General features: G+C 56.4%; 13 protein-coding genes and 3 pseudogenes. 11 read left to right on the top strand and 5 right to left on the bottom strand.

Annotation, left to right across the window (positions count from 1 at the left end):
- Positions 1 to 16: 16 nt before the first annotated feature.
- The gene (locus tag GGI60_RS21680) at positions 17 to 1,357 is read right to left on the bottom strand and encodes a four-carbon acid sugar kinase family protein (protein WP_183918307.1); all 1,341 of its coding nucleotides are present in this window, start codon (positions 1,355 to 1,357) and stop codon (positions 17 to 19) included.
- Positions 1,354 to 2,604 carry a ribulose-bisphosphate carboxylase large subunit family protein gene (locus tag GGI60_RS21675; protein ID WP_183918558.1) on the bottom strand — a complete coding sequence of 417 codons (1,251 nt, stop codon included), beginning with the start codon at positions 2,602 to 2,604 and terminating at the stop codon, positions 1,354 to 1,356. The genes GGI60_RS21680 and GGI60_RS21675 overlap by 4 nt, the downstream gene beginning before the upstream one ends.
- A gap of 324 nt (positions 2,605 to 2,928) precedes the next feature.
- Between GGI60_RS21675 and GGI60_RS21670 the strand changes: the two genes are divergently transcribed.
- A complete protein-coding gene (locus GGI60_RS21670) occupies positions 2,929 to 3,807 on the top strand; it encodes a LysR family transcriptional regulator (RefSeq protein WP_183918309.1) in 879 nt (292 codons plus the stop codon).
- A 161-nt stretch (positions 3,808 to 3,968) separates the two neighbouring features.
- On the opposite strand, the pseudogene GGI60_RS32125 reads toward GGI60_RS21670, so the two are convergent.
- A pseudogene (locus GGI60_RS32125) lies at positions 3,969 to 4,130 on the bottom strand (IS6 family transposase); the annotation flags it as partial.
- A 276-nt stretch (positions 4,131 to 4,406) separates the two neighbouring features.
- On the opposite strand from GGI60_RS32125, the gene aqpZ reads away from it, so the two are divergent.
- The gene (gene aqpZ / locus GGI60_RS21660; RefSeq protein ID WP_183918311.1) at positions 4,407 to 5,132 is read left to right on the top strand and encodes an aquaporin Z; all 726 of its coding nucleotides are present in this window, start codon (positions 4,407 to 4,409) and stop codon (positions 5,130 to 5,132) included.
- A gap of 122 nt (positions 5,133 to 5,254) precedes the next feature.
- Here the strand turns inward: aqpZ and GGI60_RS32635 are convergent.
- Positions 5,255 to 5,387 (bottom strand): annotated as a pseudogene (locus GGI60_RS32635) (sulfite exporter TauE/SafE family protein); the annotation flags it as partial.
- A gap of 203 nt (positions 5,388 to 5,590) precedes the next feature.
- On the opposite strand from GGI60_RS32635, the gene GGI60_RS21655 reads away from it, so the two are divergent.
- On the top strand, positions 5,591 to 5,791 hold the full coding sequence (locus tag GGI60_RS21655) for a type II toxin-antitoxin system VapB family antitoxin (RefSeq protein ID WP_183918313.1): 201 nt from the start codon (positions 5,591 to 5,593) through the stop codon (positions 5,789 to 5,791).
- Positions 5,788 to 6,171: a type II toxin-antitoxin system VapC family toxin gene (locus GGI60_RS21650; protein ID WP_183918315.1), complete on the top strand. Its 384-nt coding sequence runs from the start codon at positions 5,788 to 5,790 to the stop codon at positions 6,169 to 6,171. Before GGI60_RS21655 ends, GGI60_RS21650 begins: the two co-directional genes overlap by 4 nt.
- A gap of 319 nt (positions 6,172 to 6,490) precedes the next feature.
- Here the strand turns inward: GGI60_RS21650 and GGI60_RS21645 are convergent, their stop codons facing one another.
- Positions 6,491 to 7,507, bottom strand: coding sequence for a LacI family DNA-binding transcriptional regulator (locus GGI60_RS21645; protein WP_183918317.1), 1,017 nt, complete (start codon positions 7,505 to 7,507; stop codon positions 6,491 to 6,493).
- Between the two features lie 169 nt (positions 7,508 to 7,676).
- Between GGI60_RS21645 and GGI60_RS21640 the strand changes: the two genes are divergently transcribed.
- From GGI60_RS21640 to GGI60_RS21610, 7 genes and pseudogenes are all read left to right on the top strand, one after another.
- Complete coding sequence (locus tag GGI60_RS21640) at positions 7,677 to 8,936, top strand: sugar ABC transporter substrate-binding protein (RefSeq protein ID WP_183918319.1); 1,260 nt, start codon at positions 7,677 to 7,679, stop codon at positions 8,934 to 8,936.
- Positions 8,937 to 9,004: 68 nt separating this feature from the next.
- A complete protein-coding gene (locus GGI60_RS21635; RefSeq protein ID WP_183918321.1) occupies positions 9,005 to 9,886 on the top strand; it encodes a carbohydrate ABC transporter permease in 882 nt (293 codons plus the stop codon).
- Positions 9,879 to 10,715, top strand: coding sequence for a carbohydrate ABC transporter permease (locus GGI60_RS21630; protein WP_183918323.1), 837 nt, complete (start codon positions 9,879 to 9,881; stop codon positions 10,713 to 10,715). The genes GGI60_RS21635 and GGI60_RS21630 overlap by 8 nt, the downstream gene beginning before the upstream one ends.
- A 10-nt stretch (positions 10,716 to 10,725) precedes the next feature.
- Positions 10,726 to 11,868, top strand: a complete 1,143-nt coding sequence (locus tag GGI60_RS21625) for an ABC transporter ATP-binding protein (protein WP_183918325.1) — start codon at positions 10,726 to 10,728, stop codon at positions 11,866 to 11,868.
- Between the two features lie 113 nt (positions 11,869 to 11,981).
- Positions 11,982 to 13,340, top strand: coding sequence for a NosD domain-containing protein (locus GGI60_RS21620; RefSeq protein WP_183918327.1), 1,359 nt, complete (start codon positions 11,982 to 11,984; stop codon positions 13,338 to 13,340).
- Between the two features lie 186 nt (positions 13,341 to 13,526).
- A complete protein-coding gene (locus GGI60_RS21615) occupies positions 13,527 to 15,215 on the top strand; it encodes a glycoside hydrolase family 32 protein (protein ID WP_183918329.1) in 1,689 nt (562 codons plus the stop codon).
- Positions 15,216 to 15,321: 106 nt separating this feature from the next.
- Positions 15,322 to 15,651 (top strand): annotated as a pseudogene (locus tag GGI60_RS21610) (transposase); the annotation flags it as partial.
- Between the last annotated feature and the right edge of the window lie 223 nt (positions 15,652 to 15,874).

Raw genomic sequence — 15,874 nt, 5'->3', positions numbered from 1 at the left:
AGCTTTTTCTGCGGCTTTAGCCGACAGATCCCACCTGCCCGCCCTTCATTGCGATCTCGATTCCATTTCTGGACGGGTCTGCAGAATGAGCCCGGCACAACGGACCGCCAGGAGCCAGCTTTGCGACACTGGTCAAGGCGTCGATTTTGAGCCTCAACGCAGCATGGCTAGACGTGTCTCCTCCCGACAAAACCACACGACTTAAGCCCGCTTCGATGATCAGCCGATCGAGTATCTGTCCAAGGCTGCTTCCTATGAGATCGTTGGCGGCCTCAGCCGTCGCCCGGTCGTGGTAGAATTTCTCTTTGAACTGCCGGACAGCGGGGTCGTCGGGACCCTTGGCTGTAAACACCAGGGGATCGCGACCTTCAGACAGAGCGGACTTGGATTTAGTCACCGCAAGTTCAATTTCGGCGTTCCACGCGTTCTGGTCTGACACCCGGCCAAGATCGAGCCGAATGGCCTCGAAACCATGAGACGTCGCGTGCTCGATCTGGGCGGCAGTGATGGGCGAAACCGATCCAGACACCACAGCAATTCTGTTCACCGCTTGGACCAATGTTTCGATCTGAGGATCCGTCAAGAGACCCACTGAACGCCAATAAGCCGCGAGTGCTGCCTGCACGCCTTGCGAGCCGATAACGAACTTCTGCTCCCTCCCTGCGGTCCAGATGGCCTGTCCTGCGGCGCGCAACGTCTCCTCATCGAGCAGATCGATTGAGTATATTTGCGACTTGTCTGGGTCGTTCTGGGGGATGACCTCTGTCGGATCACCCGCTTTCAGTCGGAGGAAGTCAATATTCGATATGGGCAAACTCGTCTGAGCAGCCAGATGTCGGGCCAGGTCGGATTCTTGCATCGGTGTCGATGGATGATTGGCCATTGTTGGGTGACGATCCAACCGATAATACTGGCCACTGGCTTGAGCAAAGAGATGGCCGAAAACCTGAATCCGGCCCATCCCAAGATCACCGACCAACATCGGGATTGGACCGGGGAACAGCTCCGCACCCAGTTCGGCCGCTTTCCCTATGGAGCCAATCTGCGGCGAGGAATCGAAAGTCGAACAAACCTTGTAGTGCACGACGGCAGAGCCCGTTTTTCCCAAACGTTCGAAGATTGCGGGTAGATGAGCATCCATCCAGGCCGGGCTTTTGGAGCGCGCTATCCCGGCGATACCGATGCATCTGTAATCGGAAAATTCTGCCAAACGTTCTGCCGAGGGAACATCGAGAAAAAGCACCGTCTTGATGCCTTGCCAGGCAAATGCTTCCATCGCAGCAGACGATCCCGTGAAATCGTCGCCGTAGAAGGAAACCAACGGACCCGAAGGTAGCGATGCAAGCGCTCTATTCATGCGCCCGATTCCAGAGCAAGTTTTAATTCATGGCTCCGCCTCGCGGCAGACTCCAGGCTTTCTCCTGAGGTGGCGGCCTGGTACGCATCGCGAAGAGCTTGGACGCCCGCCGCAGGTCCTTTGGGATGAGCCACGATCCCGCCACCAGCCGTGACAATCAGGTCATCGGACTGCAGCCCTGCATATGTAGCGTGGGCCTGACGAACGGTCTGCCCGCTCGAAAATACCGGCATGACCAGACAAGGCTTGTCTTCCGAAATGGGCGTCAGGCATTCACGCGCCGACCGAATGACGGATTCATTGTCTTCGGAAAACTTGTTGTCGACACCGTTGACGTGCATGTGGTCCGCGCCGGCCAGCCGCCAAATCTTCTGCCATGCAACATAAGACCAACCCAACAATCGGTGACGCGTCAGATAACCCCAACCGTTCCTATGGGCGTGAATTGGGAGCTGGCTGAACGACCTCAAACCCACGAAACCCGCCATGCCGACTGAGTTCAGGCTAACCATCAGACATGTTGCACCAGCTGAGACAAGCTTGTCATGACGTCGCCGCATCTCATCCATATCGCCGGTCAGGTTGAACGCGTACATCGTCTTTTTGCCCGTCCGTTCTGCGGCCTCGTTGATCACCCGCATCACGCGATCAACGCGGTCTTCAAACGGGCAGACTGAAGAGTCGCTTTGCAGCTCGTCATCCTTAATGAAATCGATCCCGCCATTGACGAGCTCTTGGACCAGAGAAGCGGTTTGCTCTGCTGTCAAGCCGACACTCGGCTTGATAATCGTTCCGATCATCGGTCCCGTCCGAACGCCGCTAAGTTCTCTGGTCCCTTCTATCCCGAACGCAGGACCTTTGTATTTTTGGAAGAACGGCGGGGGAAATCGAATGTCGACGATCCTGAGACCAGTTACACAGGCAAGTTCAAAAAGATTGCCAGCGACCGTCGCCAGAATGTTGGGAAGGGATGTTCCAACAGTTGCAATGGGCCAGGACAGCGTCATCCTCACCTGATGCAAAGGCATCGCAGCGTCAGTCGGATATCGACCGTCGAGGGCTGGAACGGCATTGTACGTTGCGATGGTCTCGAGGGATTCCACTTTTGCAGCCGCCAACGCTTTTAACTCGGGCGTTTCGCCAGGTACCGCGACAAACGTACCACTCGACTGTTCGCCGGCTATTATTTCCGCGGCTTGTTCCGGTGGTATGTATGTCTCGAGGATATAGTCAGCCTCGAGGCGCATTGAATTGGTCACGATATCTCCTCCTCGATCGAAAGCGTACTGGACCCTCCTCCGTACTCCCATGATCGTTCTGGCGATGATACACGCGCGGCTCCCTGAAAACAGGCACAATGCAAGCCGCCTGATGTGAGTTTGAATCACGTTATCAGATAAAAATGAATCATTGAGTTGTCTTCCATGCCTATCCAATCGCTGCGCCGGCGGCATATTCCCGTGTAAAATGTCGAGCGTCTGCTAATTCAGACCTTTTTTGCTGTGCGTGAAGCTGACATCATCCATGCTGACTGGGAATCCTGTTTATTGCAGTATGTAAGGAGGCTATCGATGTCCTATGCAAATCTTCCCTTGCATGCTCTTCGCGCGTTCGAAGCGACAATACGGCTAGGAAGTATGACGAAAGCCGCACAAGAACTCGATGTGAGTCATGGCGCCATAAGCCGTCACGTTCGCGAGTTGGAACGCCTGTACGCGACGACGCTGGTCCGGCGCCTTTCGAAATCATCGGAGCCCACACCGGCGGGGGCCGAGATGGCGCATACTCTCAGCGAAGGGTTTCGGTCCCTTAACTTGGCGGTAGCGCGTCTTTCGGCTGGCCCACTGACCTTGTCGTGCTCGGCAACGATCATGCAGTACTGGCTGATTCCAAAACTACCTGAATTCAAGGCACTTAATCCGGATATCCATTTCCGTCTCAACGTAAACTATGGAGAAGTCGATTTTGCCAGGGACGGTATCAGCGTCGCCATTCGGAACACAATGTATAGCGCGCCCGAGGATGTCGTGATTCTAGACATGATTGGCGAGGAAATCGGGCCCGTTTGTAGCCCGGATTATCTGTTGCGCCATCCCTTGAAATCCTCTGCCGATCTGAGAACGGCGCAGGTCTTGGGCACTGCAACGCGGAAAGGAGCTTGGGAAGAGTGGCTTTCAGCCGTTGGAAGTGAAATTCCGGAACTTCAGATTGCGGAGGAATATGAGCATTTTTATCTTATGCTCCAAGCCGCTACTTTTGGGGCGGGTGTCGCCATGGCCCCCAAATATCTGGTTCAGCGAGAGATCGATGCGGGACAACTTGTTGCTCCGTTCGGTTTCATCCTCGGGCCACACAGATTGCAGTTATGGATCGCTCATCACCTCCGGCAAAATCTCGGCGTTAAAACCTTGGCCGGATGGATTGAAGCGAAAATGGTAGAGGCTGCTTGATCGTCCATTGAGCGCCAACATTCTCTGTTGCAGACCCGAAGCAACACCCGCCGCCTTGAAAGGAATCGAACCCCCGATCAAATCAATAATTGGCCAGATATCCTTTTGCGACGGCTTCTTTCTGCGCAACTGCTTGGCATAAGCCGCCCCACATTTACGGCCCGATCGCCGGATCGTTTCGTACGATACGACAATGCCCCGCTCCAACAGCATTTCCTCGATCCACCGCAGACTCAACGGAAACTGGAAGTACAGCCACACCGCATAGGCGATGATCTGCGTGGCAAGCGGTGGCTCTTGTAACTGACCGTCGTCGAACTCATCCTCGCCCAATTATCCGTCAACCGTTAAACTGCAGACAACGTGACATCGCCGGCTGTCGGTATCGCAGGGCGGGGTCGGTCGTCGTCAAAGGCATCCTAATTACCGGCCTTGGTATTAGGTTAATCGGACGAGTGGGCAGTGGGCAGTGGGCAGTGGGCAGGAGAATTATCGAAAAGAATGAGCTTCGCCGCACGCTTCACGCAATCTCCAAACGGTAGATCTTAGCGGCGCTCGCCAAGGTCGCGACGCGCTGTTCCGTTGGAGGAGAGGATTTCATGACGACAAAAAAGTATGCCGCCGAAGCGATTGGCACGTTCTGGCTGACTTTTGGCGGTTGCGGAAGTGCAGTTATCGCAGCGGGTCTGCCAAATGTCGGGATCGGGTATCTCGGCGTGGCATTGGCGTTCGGCTTGACAGTTGTGACGATGGCCTACGCCATCGGTCATATCTCTGGCTGTCACCTCAATCCAGCCGTCACAATTGGGCTCGCGGCGGGCGGGCGTTTCCCAGCGAACCAGATCCTTCCCTATGTTATTGCTCAGGTCGTAGGCGGCATTATCGGTGGCGGCGTACTTTACCTAATTGCCAGCGGCAAAGGCGGATTCGATCTCTCCTCAGGATTCGCCTCAAACGGTTACGGCGAACATTCACCGGGCCACTACAGCATGCTCGCGTGTTTGATCGCAGAACTGGTGCTGACGGCGACATTCCTGTTCATCATCATGGGCGCAACACATGGCAAGGCGCCTGCCGGCTTCGCTCCATTAGCGATTGGTTTCGGACTTACCCTCATCCACTTGATAAGCATCGACGTCACGAATACATCGGTTAACCCGGCGCGCAGCACCGGGGTCGCAGTATTCGCCGGCGGTTGGGCTGTCCAGCAACTTTGGCTGTTTTGGCTTGCGCCGATTGTCGGAGGGCTCCTCGGCGGGACGCTCTATCGCTGGCTCAGCACGGAACCCACCGGCGTTGTCATCGGCACCGCCCCGACAACGTAGGTCAGGGACGCTTGTCACCATCCGGCTTGGATGACTGTGCCGAGTTTTGTCGCGAACGTCAGGTTCGGTCGGTCGTGACGGCCTTTAATCTACAAATCTATGTGCGGTCGTTCTTGACCTATCGCGTTTGCGGCAACCGATGGCACTCCGACCAATATCAGCGCAGGCAGCGACACGAAAGACCCGCCCCGACAAAGGCATGCTGCCTGCCAAAAAGCCGACGAGGAAAAGAAGAACGATATCGTACTTGTTCAGGTCGCCGTAGCAAAGCTTGATTCCCTTCGAGACGCTTGTCCAAAACTGCTGGCGGGTTTTGTGCGTGACGCTTTACCGTGTTCACGTGATGGGGCAATCGTCGGCGGATTTGCATGCGACGGCGGACGTATTGGAATAGAGATCAGGCGTAGATTTTATCACCAAATGGTGCTATCCTAACACCATAAATCAGGAAACCAACGATGCGATCAACCATCAATCTCGACGACGCCCTCATGGAAAGGGCTAGGTCACTAACCGGCACGAAAGAAACCGCCACTCTGGTCCGCCAAGCGTTGGAGACGCTTGTCCGTGTGGAATCGGGAAAACGCCTCATCGCGCTGGGCGGAACTATGCCGGACGCGGAGGCAGCCCCACGCCGCCGTGGCGCAGCTGCCAAGTGATTCTTGCCGACACTTCCATCTGGATCGATCATTTCCGGCAGGCCGATCCAGAGCTGCGCAGGATTATCGAGGACGATCGTCTCTTATGCCATCCAGCCGTAATCGGAGAGCTTGCACTCGGCAGCCTTCGGGATCGCAGTAGCGTGATAGCTTTCTTGGCGGCTCAGCGCGAAGCGCTCGTCGCGACCCACGATGAAGTCATGATGATGATTAATCGCCATGCCATCTTCAGTATGGGCATTGGCTACACAGATGCCCACTTGATGGCCTCAGTTCTCCTCGATCAGCGAACAGCCTTATGGACCAGAGACAAGCGACTGCGGGCCGCGGCCGAGAAGGCGGGGGCTTCACTGCACACCCCTGCCAATGCGCGAAACTAAATGCTGTATCGAAGGGCCCATGCTGGTCGAGAGTCGCCTGAGCGCAGAGTTCCGACCGATCTATGATGCTATATTCCTGGCCGAAGACGTGAACTCTATGGCAACAAGCCCGCTGGCCTCGAAAGCTCGTGCGAGAACCGCTGACCCGGCTATTTCAGTGCCAGTAGCGCAAGGGGTATTTATGGAACTTGACTCGCCGGCCAGCCTGACGGCTCAGTTTCTATCAGCCTGAAGACGTGCCAAGCGCCGCCAAATCCCCGTAACCACCGCTTTGCCGAATTGATCGCGGGTCTAAGCGCTCCTGCCTCTTGAGGTCAGACTATACGGATCGCACCGACGTCCGCTCGACCAGTTTGCAGGGCATAACGCGACTGCTCGGGACCTTGTTTCCCGTCACCACGCTATTCAACAATTCCGCCCCTTCCAGTCCTAAATCGTAATAAGGCAAGGCCGCTGTCGTCAGTTCCGGCTTCAGCGCCAGGGAAACCGTCCGGAAATCGTCAAAGCCGACAATACTGACATCCTCAGGGATGCGCAGACCCAACGCCATTGCTGCTATGTAGATTTGAATCGTCATTTCGTCATTGCCGCTCATGATTGCAGTCGGCCGATCCTTTTGTTGCAGCATCTCTGTCGCAACGGCAAAAACGTAATTCTTCTCCGCTCCAACCGGCCCTTCCATGCCCAGACGGATGCTCAGGTCGCTCTCGGCAAGGCCAAACTCTGCAGCGGTTTTTCGGAAGGCATCGAGGCGCAGCTGCGCACCCAAGAGGATGGGATTGAGCCGGATGTAGCCGATCTTGCGATGGCCCCGGCCAAGCAAATAACGGGTAAGATCTTGCGCGCCCTGGTAGTCATCCGGCTCGATCGACGGCAACAGTTCGTGCGTCTGAGGCCTGCAGTTGATCATCACCGTCGGAATTCGGACGTCGCCTGCCTGAGGATCCACGGTGCGACGATACATCGTCACATAAAGAACCCCGTCGATCCGATGGGATTGGAACATTTTCCAGATTTCAGCCTCTCTCTTGGACGAGCCACCAGTATTCGCCATCAGGATGGTCTTCCCGTTCGCATTGGCCCAATCCTGTATTCCCCGCACAATGTCGACTGAATAGGGCGTGGTAGACACATAATCTGTGATGATGCCGAAGGTGTTGGAGCGGCTCGACCGTATGAGGCGCGCAGCCATGTTGGGGATGTATCCAAGATCCCGAATAGCCTTCTCCACCCGCTCGCGTGTTTCCTCCGTCACGTAGGGCTCCCCGTTAATCACTCGAGAGACTGTCTTATTCGAAACCCCGGCCGCCTTCGCGACGCTGATAATGCTGACCATGTCCCGCCGATCTCCTTGCTGGGAACTGTTCTAAACCAGTTAGCTGACAACGTCGACATATTTCTATGACAACGTCGACAACGTGTGTTGACAACGTCGTCATAGAGAGACTATGTTCCAGCAACGCAAGGGTGCTAGTTCAAGTGCCCAGCGAGCAAGGGAGGAATCAATGAGGAAACTGCTTGGGGCCAGCGCGCTTGCGCTCATCTTCATGGCGGCCGTGGCGAAGGCCGAAACCATCAACCTTCTTGTCGAAGGCGGCGGCGAAATGCTGCAGAAGGCGGTGGCCGAAAAGTTCACCCAAGAAACCGGCATCGAGGTCAAATTCACTGTCGTTCCCTATCAGGGCGTGTTCGACAAGTTTTCTGCCGAGATCGCCTCCGGCTCGTCGGCATTCGATGTCGTGACGATCGACGTCGTCTGGAACGCGAAATTCGCGAACCACGTCGATGACCTCTCGCCCCTCTTTACCGACGCAGTGCGCAAGGATCTGCCGCCGGCTTTGCTTGCCGACGCAAAGGTTGGCGACAAGATGATCGGAATGCCCGCATGGGCGAATGCCGAGATCGTCTTCTATCGCAAGGACCTCTTCGATAAGCCCGAGGAAAAGGAAGCTTTCCAGGCTAAGTATGGATATCCCCTCGCGCCACCGAAAACTTGGCAGCAATGGCGTGACATGGCGAAATTCTTCACGCGCGACACTGACGGCGACGGCAAGGTCGACTTCTGGGGCACCGACACCATCGGCACCTTCACGGAGGAATGGATGGCGCATGTGCTGCAGGCGGGCTCGCCCGGTGTGATCCTTGACAAGGATGGCAATGTCATCATCGACAACGAGGCGCACAAGAAGGCCCTCGAGTTCTATATCACGCCGCACTGCGCCGACCATTCGGTTCCTGAAAACGTCAACGAAATCGGCTGGGGCGAGGCGCAAAATCTGTTCTATCAGGGCAAGACAGCGATGATGAAATTCTGGGCGCACGCCTACAAAATGACGCCTGAGGATTCCAAGGTCAGCGGCAAAGTCGGCGTTGCTCCGATGTTGGCCGGTGATGCAGGCATCGCCGCCATTCCGGGTCCTTGGTACAATGTCATTCCTTCGGCATCCCAGCATAAGGATGCGGCGAAAAAGTTCATCGCTTTCGCGATCGCCAACAATGGATTGGGCATCGAAGCCAAGCTCGGCCTTGCCGCGACAAACTCGGCCTATAACAGCTACGCCGGCAAACCAGGCTATGAGCATTTCAAGCCGCTGCTTGAAACGTTAAGCGCGCCGGCAACGCAAGGCCGGCCGATGAACGAAAAATATCAGGAAATCGTCGACGAGGCTGTCTTGCCGGCCGTGCAGCAGGCGCTGACGTGCAAGGCGGACGTGGGAGAAGTGCTCACGGAAGCCAAGGAAACGATCGAGGATATCCTCAACTAGTCCGACTTTTCCTCAATATCGCGGGAGGTTCGTTGTCACCCCCGCGCCATCAGCCTTCGGAGGCGAACATGTCGGATGAAGACCGATTTGTGCTCTGCATGCTCGCGCCCGCGGTTGCGATCCTCGGCTTGTTGGTCGCCTACCCCGTGGGGCTGCTGATCTTCGATTCCTTCTTCAAGGTCGAAACGATCACGCCTCACATCCGCGAATGGGTTGGAGTGCAAAATTATGTCGATGCCTTGACCTCGAAGCGCGTTGCGGAAAGCGCGCTGCGGACGCTTCAGTATTCGGTGTTCGCACTCTTCTTCGAGTTCACCTTCGGCTTCTGCGCCGCATTGTTGTTCTCGGCCATGGCGGGCCAATCACGCTGGCACCGCACGATCTTTGCTCTGCCGCTGATGGTGCCGCCGATCGTCGCCGGCCTGCTGTGGCGGTTCCTGCTGGTCGGCAATATCGGCATCTTGAACTACGGGCTAGTTCGACTGGGGTTGATCAGCGACCCCAACGAGATTGCGTGGCTCTCCAGCGAGGATATCGTCATTTATTCCGTATCCTTCGCCGACATATGGCTGACGACCTCCTTTGTCGCGCTCGTCTCCTATGCAGGGTTGACGAACATCCCCAGCGACCTTCTCGAGGCGGCCCGAATCGACGGGGCGAACGCGCTCAAGCGGTTCTGGCATGTCACCCTGCCGTTGATGCGGCCGGTCATTGCTGTCGTGGTTATCGTGCGGGGCGTGGATGCCGCCAAGACGTTCGATCTGATCTGGATCCAGACGCAGGGCGGTCCCCGCCATGCCTCGGAAGTGTTCTCGATGAACATCTATCAGCGCATGGTTCGGTTTGGCGATCTCGGCGAGGCGTCCGCATCCGGCACGCTCTTCCTCCTCGTGATGATGCTTCTGGCCGGCATTGCCTATCGGAAGATATGGAGGCCCGCCCATGCATAGAGCGCCTCGCCTCAATACCAGAGGAGTCCTGATCAACGCCGCGGCCTTAGTGCTCGTGCTGTCCTACGCGCTGCCTTACATCTATTTGCTGATGACCTCGATCAAGCCGGCGGCAGACGTCCAGCAGATTCCGCCGAGCTTCTTTCCCGCCGTCATATCGTTCGAGAATTTTCGGGAAGTCTTGCAATCGTCGACGCTGCCGAAGGCTTTCGTCAACTCCCTAACGGTGGCGGTGCTGACGACTGCGCTCTCGCTGCTGGTGGCGGTGCCGGCCGCCTACGTTGCCACCCAGTATCGTCGCCGGATCACGACACTTTTTCTGCTCTTTGCCTTGGTCACCCGCATGGTGCCGTCGGTGTCGCTGGGCGTGCCGCTGTTCCAGCTTTTGAAGTCCATGGGTCTGCTTGACAGCATTCCAGGGCTGGTTCTCGCGCACACTTCGGCGGCTGTGCCACTGGCGCTATTGCTGATGTCGGCATTTTTCGAAGGTGTGCCCAAGGAACTCGAAGAAGCTGCCCGCATGGATGGCTGCACACGGTTCCAAGCCTTTCGGAAAATCATTCTTCCTGTGATGACTGGCGGAATTGCCGTCACTGCGCTCTTCACCTTCATCACCAGCTGGAACGAATTCCTCTATGCATTGCTGCTGACGTCGGAAGCGACCAAGACGGCACCGATTGTCATTGCCGAATACAATTCGGTCTACGGGCTTGCGTGGGGCGCGATGACGGCCGCCGCGGTGCTCTATTCGCTGCCCGTCATCATCGTAACGCTCGCACTTCAAAAACAGATCGTCGGCGGGCTCACGTTCGGCGCTGTGAAGGGATGAGGAGACCAGCATGGCCGGTGTAGAACTGCGCAATATCAACAAGATCTACGGAAACAGCTTTCACGCTTTGCATGATCTCAACTTCGACATCAAGGACGGTGAGTTCATGGTGTTTGTCGGTCCGTCGGGATGTGGGAAGTCGACAGCACTCAGAATGATCGCAGGTCTGGAGAGCATTTCCGGCGGTGAACTCAAGATCGGTGACCGGGTCGTAAACGATGTAGATCCCAAAGACCGCGACATTGCCATGGTCTTCCAATCCTACGCGCTCTATCCGCATAAGACGGTGCGCGAAAACATCGCGTTTCCGTTGCTGATGGCCGGACTGCCCAAGGCTGAGATCGACAGCCGCGTGAACGAGGCCGCGCGCATCCTCGAACTGACGACATTGCTCGACCGTAAGCCGGCGCTGCTCTCCGGCGGGCAGCGGCAGCGCGTTGCCATGGGACGGGCAATTGTCCGCAAGCCGGCAGCCTTCCTGATGGATGAACCATTGTCGAACCTCGATGCCAAGCTGCGCGTGCAGATGCGGGCCGAGATTGCCAGCCTGCAAAGAAAACTGAATGTCACCACGATCTATGTGACCCACGACCAGGTCGAGGCGATGACGATGGGTGATCGCGTCGCTGTCATGAAAGGCGGCGTGCTGCAGCAAGTCGACACACCGCAAAACCTGTACAACCGCCCTGACAACGTCTTTGTCGCCGCCTTTATCGGATCGCCCTCGATGAACTTGTACGAGGCCGTTGTGAATGGCAGGACGCTGACCCTGGGCAGCAACAGTTTCGAAATCCCTGACCGGGTTTTCGAATATCGCCCCTCGCTCAACGGTGCGTCCAACCGTCGGGTCATTATCGGTATCCGGGCGGAGCACATGAACGACGCCGCAATCCGACCTTCTTCGGCCGAGATCTCGGCCTCGGTCACCCTTGTTGAGGCGCTGGGTTCTGAATCCATGGTGCATCTGAAGATCGACGCACCTTGGGTAGATGCCGGCGACCCGGACGCCATCGCCGACATCGGCAACGATAAAGCTGCTGTCGCCCGGTTTTCTCCGAAGAGTACAGTCCGCGCCGGTGATGTTGCGCGCATCGCTGTCGATGCGGAAGAACTTCACTTTTTTAGACCGGACACCCGCACCAGCATCTGGTGATCAAACATAAAGCTGCTTGGACGCATTTGCCCAGGCGCCCTGCGAGCATCAAGCTAATCAAGGACATCATTACTCTCGCTGTGGGGTGACAAATGTCCGGGGAGATATCAACAATGGCGAGTGAAAACTGTTTCGATGTAACGAAGTACCCTGCAGGAAATCCCTACGAGGATATTGGAGCGGTCATAAACAGCATCATTGCGGATATCAAAAGAGGGCAACCGGTATCCGATTTGAATGACGGCGGAAAACCTGGAGCGGTTATCTATATACCGCCCGGTGATTACCGACTTGTCACTCAAGTTGTTATCGACGTAAGCTATCTGAAGATCGTGGGCTCCGGGCATGGTTTTACGTCTTCGAGCATCCGTTTCAACGTACCCGCAAACGAGCTGAGACACTGGCATGAAGTGTGGCCGGGCGGAAGTCGGGTACTCGTGGATACATCTCCTGAGTCCGCCGACGGTGAGGCCGCAGGAGCCGCCTTTTATGTTAAGCGCACCGGAAATCCTCGGATAAGTTCCGTGGAGTTTGCTGACTTCTGCATCGACGGCCTGCACTTTATTGACGATGGTTCGGGGCAACATGACGCAGAAAATACCTACAAGAACGGCAAAACCGGAATCTATGTCGGCAGCGCCAATGACTCATTCCGGATAACCGGGATGGGTCTTATCTATCTGGAGCATGGAGTTACGGTTCATGATGCAGATGCACTCGCGATCGATAACAATTTCATTGCCGAGTGCGGCAACTGTATTGAATTGAAAGGCATGGGGCAGGCGTCAAGAATAGCGAATAATTTTGTTGGAGCCGGCTACAGGGGCCATTCCATTTTCGCAGAAAACTATGGGGGTGTTCTGATATCCTCAAACAACGTATTCCCTCGAGGAGCCAGCAGCATCTATTTTTCCGGCGTCGTCCGTTCCGCGGTCACCGGAAATAGATTCCACTCCTTTTATCCCGGAATGTTGGTTCTCGCCGATAATAGCTGCGAGAATTTGGTCTCCTCAAATCACCTGTTGCGAGATCGCGAACCATGGGCGCCGATGCAGAAATACGACAACGGGCTGGATGATCTGTTCGGACTTTTGCGCATTGACGGGAGCAACAACTCGGTGATCGCAAACCACATCTCGGAAACGATCGATACTCAGTATATCAAGCCGATCGCCGCAAAGCCTGTGATTATCAACCTGGTTTCCGGCAGCGGAAATTACATCGCCAATAATCACATTGTGACCACGACTGAAAAATCGCAAAGCAGCGATGCACCAGAAAGTGCCTGCTTTTCAACACAAGTGGGCGCATTGCTTTCAACGAGCAATTTAGAGACGCTCGAAGTCACGGCAGTGAAGGTCCAAGAGGGTTCCGTACGGAACACAGTGCTCGATTCAGGCAGTGACGAACAGGTTCAGTTGGACAGAACAATGAATGCGTTCCGGGCCACGCCAGTTATAGGATGGCCATAGCGGCTGCCGTGCCCAGATCGCCGGCCTCGGACCTTGAACGCGACCGCTCCTCATCCTTGATCGGACGCCAAGCGAAAGAAGAAAACTGAAATGCCACCTCAGTCACGGACCGCAGCCGCGGCCCGGATAGCGACCGTGCGCCCGGGCGGTGTCGGGTCGAGACCATTCACTTTCTGAAGGAACAGCATGCGAAGGCAGAAAATGCGATTGGCGCTTGGGACGCGCGTTGAATTCTGGGCGACGTCGAAGGAACCGAGCTCGGACGAATTCCCATTTCGCATTCTGCAGGGTGACCAGCTCTTGTGGGGGGTGAAACGCTTCTCGGAGTTTTCGGAATTTTACAGCTACCATCATCGTGAAGCGGGCGAGGTGGAGTTCGAATGGGATGAAGGCAGAACAGAATTCACCTGGGCCTATGCTTATAATCCACAGTCAGTCTCGACGACCGGAATCACTGTTTTGGAATTCGGGGAACAATTGGTGGAGCGCACCGGACCCGAAATCGACAGCTGGTGTGCAGCCGACGCGCAACGGCCACGCCTGCACTTCTCGCCAGTGAAAAACTGGATGAATGATCCCAACGGTTTGTGCAAGGTTGGCGATGTCTGGCATCTGTTCTATCAGTTCAATCCGGGCGGCACGGACTGGGGGCCGATGCATTGGGGGCATGCGACCAGCCACGACCTATGTGCGTGGCTTCACATGCCGGTCTTCTTGCGACCTGAACAGAACCTCGCCCGTCTCGGTGCGACCGGTGGCGCGTTCTCGGGGAGCGCGTTCAGGGATCGGGACGGAAAGATAAAGTTCTATTATACCGAGCGCCTGCCCGCCTACGATCTCTTTGCAGATTACCGCGAAGTCCAGAAAATCGCCGAACCCGGCCGCGACCTCATCAACGCCGAGCGGATCGCGACCGTGCTGGAGACCCGTCCGGAAGGCGTGAAGCATGATTTCCGAGATCCCAAAGTCTGGTGGGACGAAGCAGCGAATGCCTATCGAATGATCCTTGGCGCATCAGTTTATGGCGATCCGGCGGTGCTGCTTTATGGCTCCGACGATGGACTTGAATGGCAACATCTGGGGCTGCTTTACCGCGCGCCCGCCAATTTCCGCGAAGAAGGCGCCCGCGCAGTGGAATGCCCCGACTTCTTTCGGATGGGGGACAAGTGGGTTTTGGTGATGGGGTTTGTGGGCCATATCGAACCAGCGACAGGGCGCCACAATCTCCTCTACGCCCTGATCGGCGAGTTTATCAACGATCGCTTCGTGCCTGATACGCCCGAGTTGCAACTGCTGGATTTCGGGACTGACTATTACGCGATGCAGAGTTTCGAAGCCGAAGGGCGCCAGATCGCCTTTGCATGGCTTTTCAACTGGGAATACCGCAAGCCGGAGGGTTCAGCCTATTCCGGCGAAATGTCCTTGCCCCGCGTTCTAACTCTTAGTGAAGACAAGAAGAAAATTTGCATGCTGCCGGCGATTGAGGTCGACGAGCACTATGTCGCCATCCCCCTCGCCGCGAACCAAAGCGGCGGTTACTCACTGCCCGGCGGTCCGATCGAGATCCGGCTTTCCGGATCGCTGCAAGGCAGCAGGCTTGTCGCGACGGCGGGCGGCGAACTTGCTTTCGAGGTGGGCGTCGCCAACGGTACCCTTTCGATCCGGCTCGCCCAGGACGATGGCTCGATCCAATACGTGGCGGAGCTTGGCGACGGGAAGGACCTTCGTCTGTTTCATGATCGCGGAATCGTCGAGATTTTCGCCGATGGCGGAGCGGTTTGTGGAACCCGCCGCGGCTACGTGAATATAGACCCCGATCGACTGGAAATCTCATCCTCTGCATTGGCGGAGGTGTTTGAAAGGTACTCGAAATGATTCGCTATGCTTCCACGTCAACGATGACCGGGGGACTGGTTTCCTTCCTCATGCGAGCGGATCCGTCTTCACGAGCGCATTGAGCGAAGGTCTTGGCGAAGCCGCGACGCTGGGCGCTGACAAGGGCTACGACGCGGAAGAGTTCGTCGAGAGGCTGAAGGCGCGTAAGATCGTTCCGCATGTGGCGATCAATGGGACGGTGAGCAAGACGGGCAAGGTGCGCAAGACGGCGGTGCCGCCGGAGGTGGCGCAAAGTGCCGGTTATGCGGTCAGCCTGCGTTGCCGCAAGCGGATCGAGGAAATCTTCGGCTGGATCAAGACGACCGCCGGGCTGGCGCAGCTCAAGCTACGCGGACTGGACAAGGTGAAGGCGACCTTCACCTTCGCCCTTGCCGCCTCCCCGCGATCTGCACAGATCCCCCGACAAATCGGTTAAAAATCAAACCCACCGCCATGATGTGCGGTAACGCAAAACGATTTTCAGCAGCCTGCTAAAGCGTATGCATCTGAGCAAAGACGGCTTGCTGAGAAGCGAGCTGGACGCGCAGTGTTATAGCCATGGACCGAACGATGAAGAGCCGGCCGCAAGTCAGCCCGATGCTGCGAGTCGTGAAGATCCAGTAGAAATTTTCCCCGGCGATATCTCCAAGGGAATCCAA

This window comes from Rhizobium lentis, assembly GCF_014200175.1.
In the GTDB taxonomy this organism is placed as follows: domain Bacteria; phylum Pseudomonadota; class Alphaproteobacteria; order Rhizobiales; family Rhizobiaceae; genus Rhizobium; species Rhizobium mulingense.
The sequence above is the reverse complement of the archived record's forward strand: the minus strand, read 5'-3'. Positions and strand labels throughout refer to the sequence as shown.

Coding starts and splice junctions, on each gene's coding strand:
- GGI60_RS21630 (WP_183918323.1), top strand. CDS start 9,879: ATGCATAGAGCGCCTCGCCTCAATACCAGAGGAGTCCTGATCAACGCC.
- GGI60_RS21680 (WP_183918307.1), bottom strand. CDS start 1,357: ATGAATAGAGCGCTTGCATCGCTACCTTCGGGTCCGTTGGTTTCCTTC.
- GGI60_RS21645 (WP_183918317.1), bottom strand. CDS start 7,507: ATGGTCAGCATTATCAGCGTCGCGAAGGCGGCCGGGGTTTCGAATAAG.
- GGI60_RS21615 (WP_183918329.1), top strand. CDS start 13,527: ATGCGAAGGCAGAAAATGCGATTGGCGCTTGGGACGCGCGTTGAATTC.
- GGI60_RS21670 (WP_183918309.1), top strand. CDS start 2,929: ATGTCCTATGCAAATCTTCCCTTGCATGCTCTTCGCGCGTTCGAAGCG.
- GGI60_RS21620 (WP_183918327.1), top strand. CDS start 11,982: ATGGCGAGTGAAAACTGTTTCGATGTAACGAAGTACCCTGCAGGAAAT.
- GGI60_RS21675 (WP_183918558.1), bottom strand. CDS start 2,604: ATGCGCCTCGAGGCTGACTATATCCTCGAGACATACATACCACCGGAA.
- GGI60_RS21625 (WP_183918325.1), top strand. CDS start 10,726: ATGGCCGGTGTAGAACTGCGCAATATCAACAAGATCTACGGAAACAGC.
- GGI60_RS21640 (WP_183918319.1), top strand. CDS start 7,677: ATGAGGAAACTGCTTGGGGCCAGCGCGCTTGCGCTCATCTTCATGGCG.
- GGI60_RS21635 (WP_183918321.1), top strand. CDS start 9,005: ATGTCGGATGAAGACCGATTTGTGCTCTGCATGCTCGCGCCCGCGGTT.
- aqpZ (WP_183918311.1), top strand. CDS start 4,407: ATGACGACAAAAAAGTATGCCGCCGAAGCGATTGGCACGTTCTGGCTG.
- GGI60_RS21655 (WP_183918313.1), top strand. CDS start 5,591: ATGCGATCAACCATCAATCTCGACGACGCCCTCATGGAAAGGGCTAGG.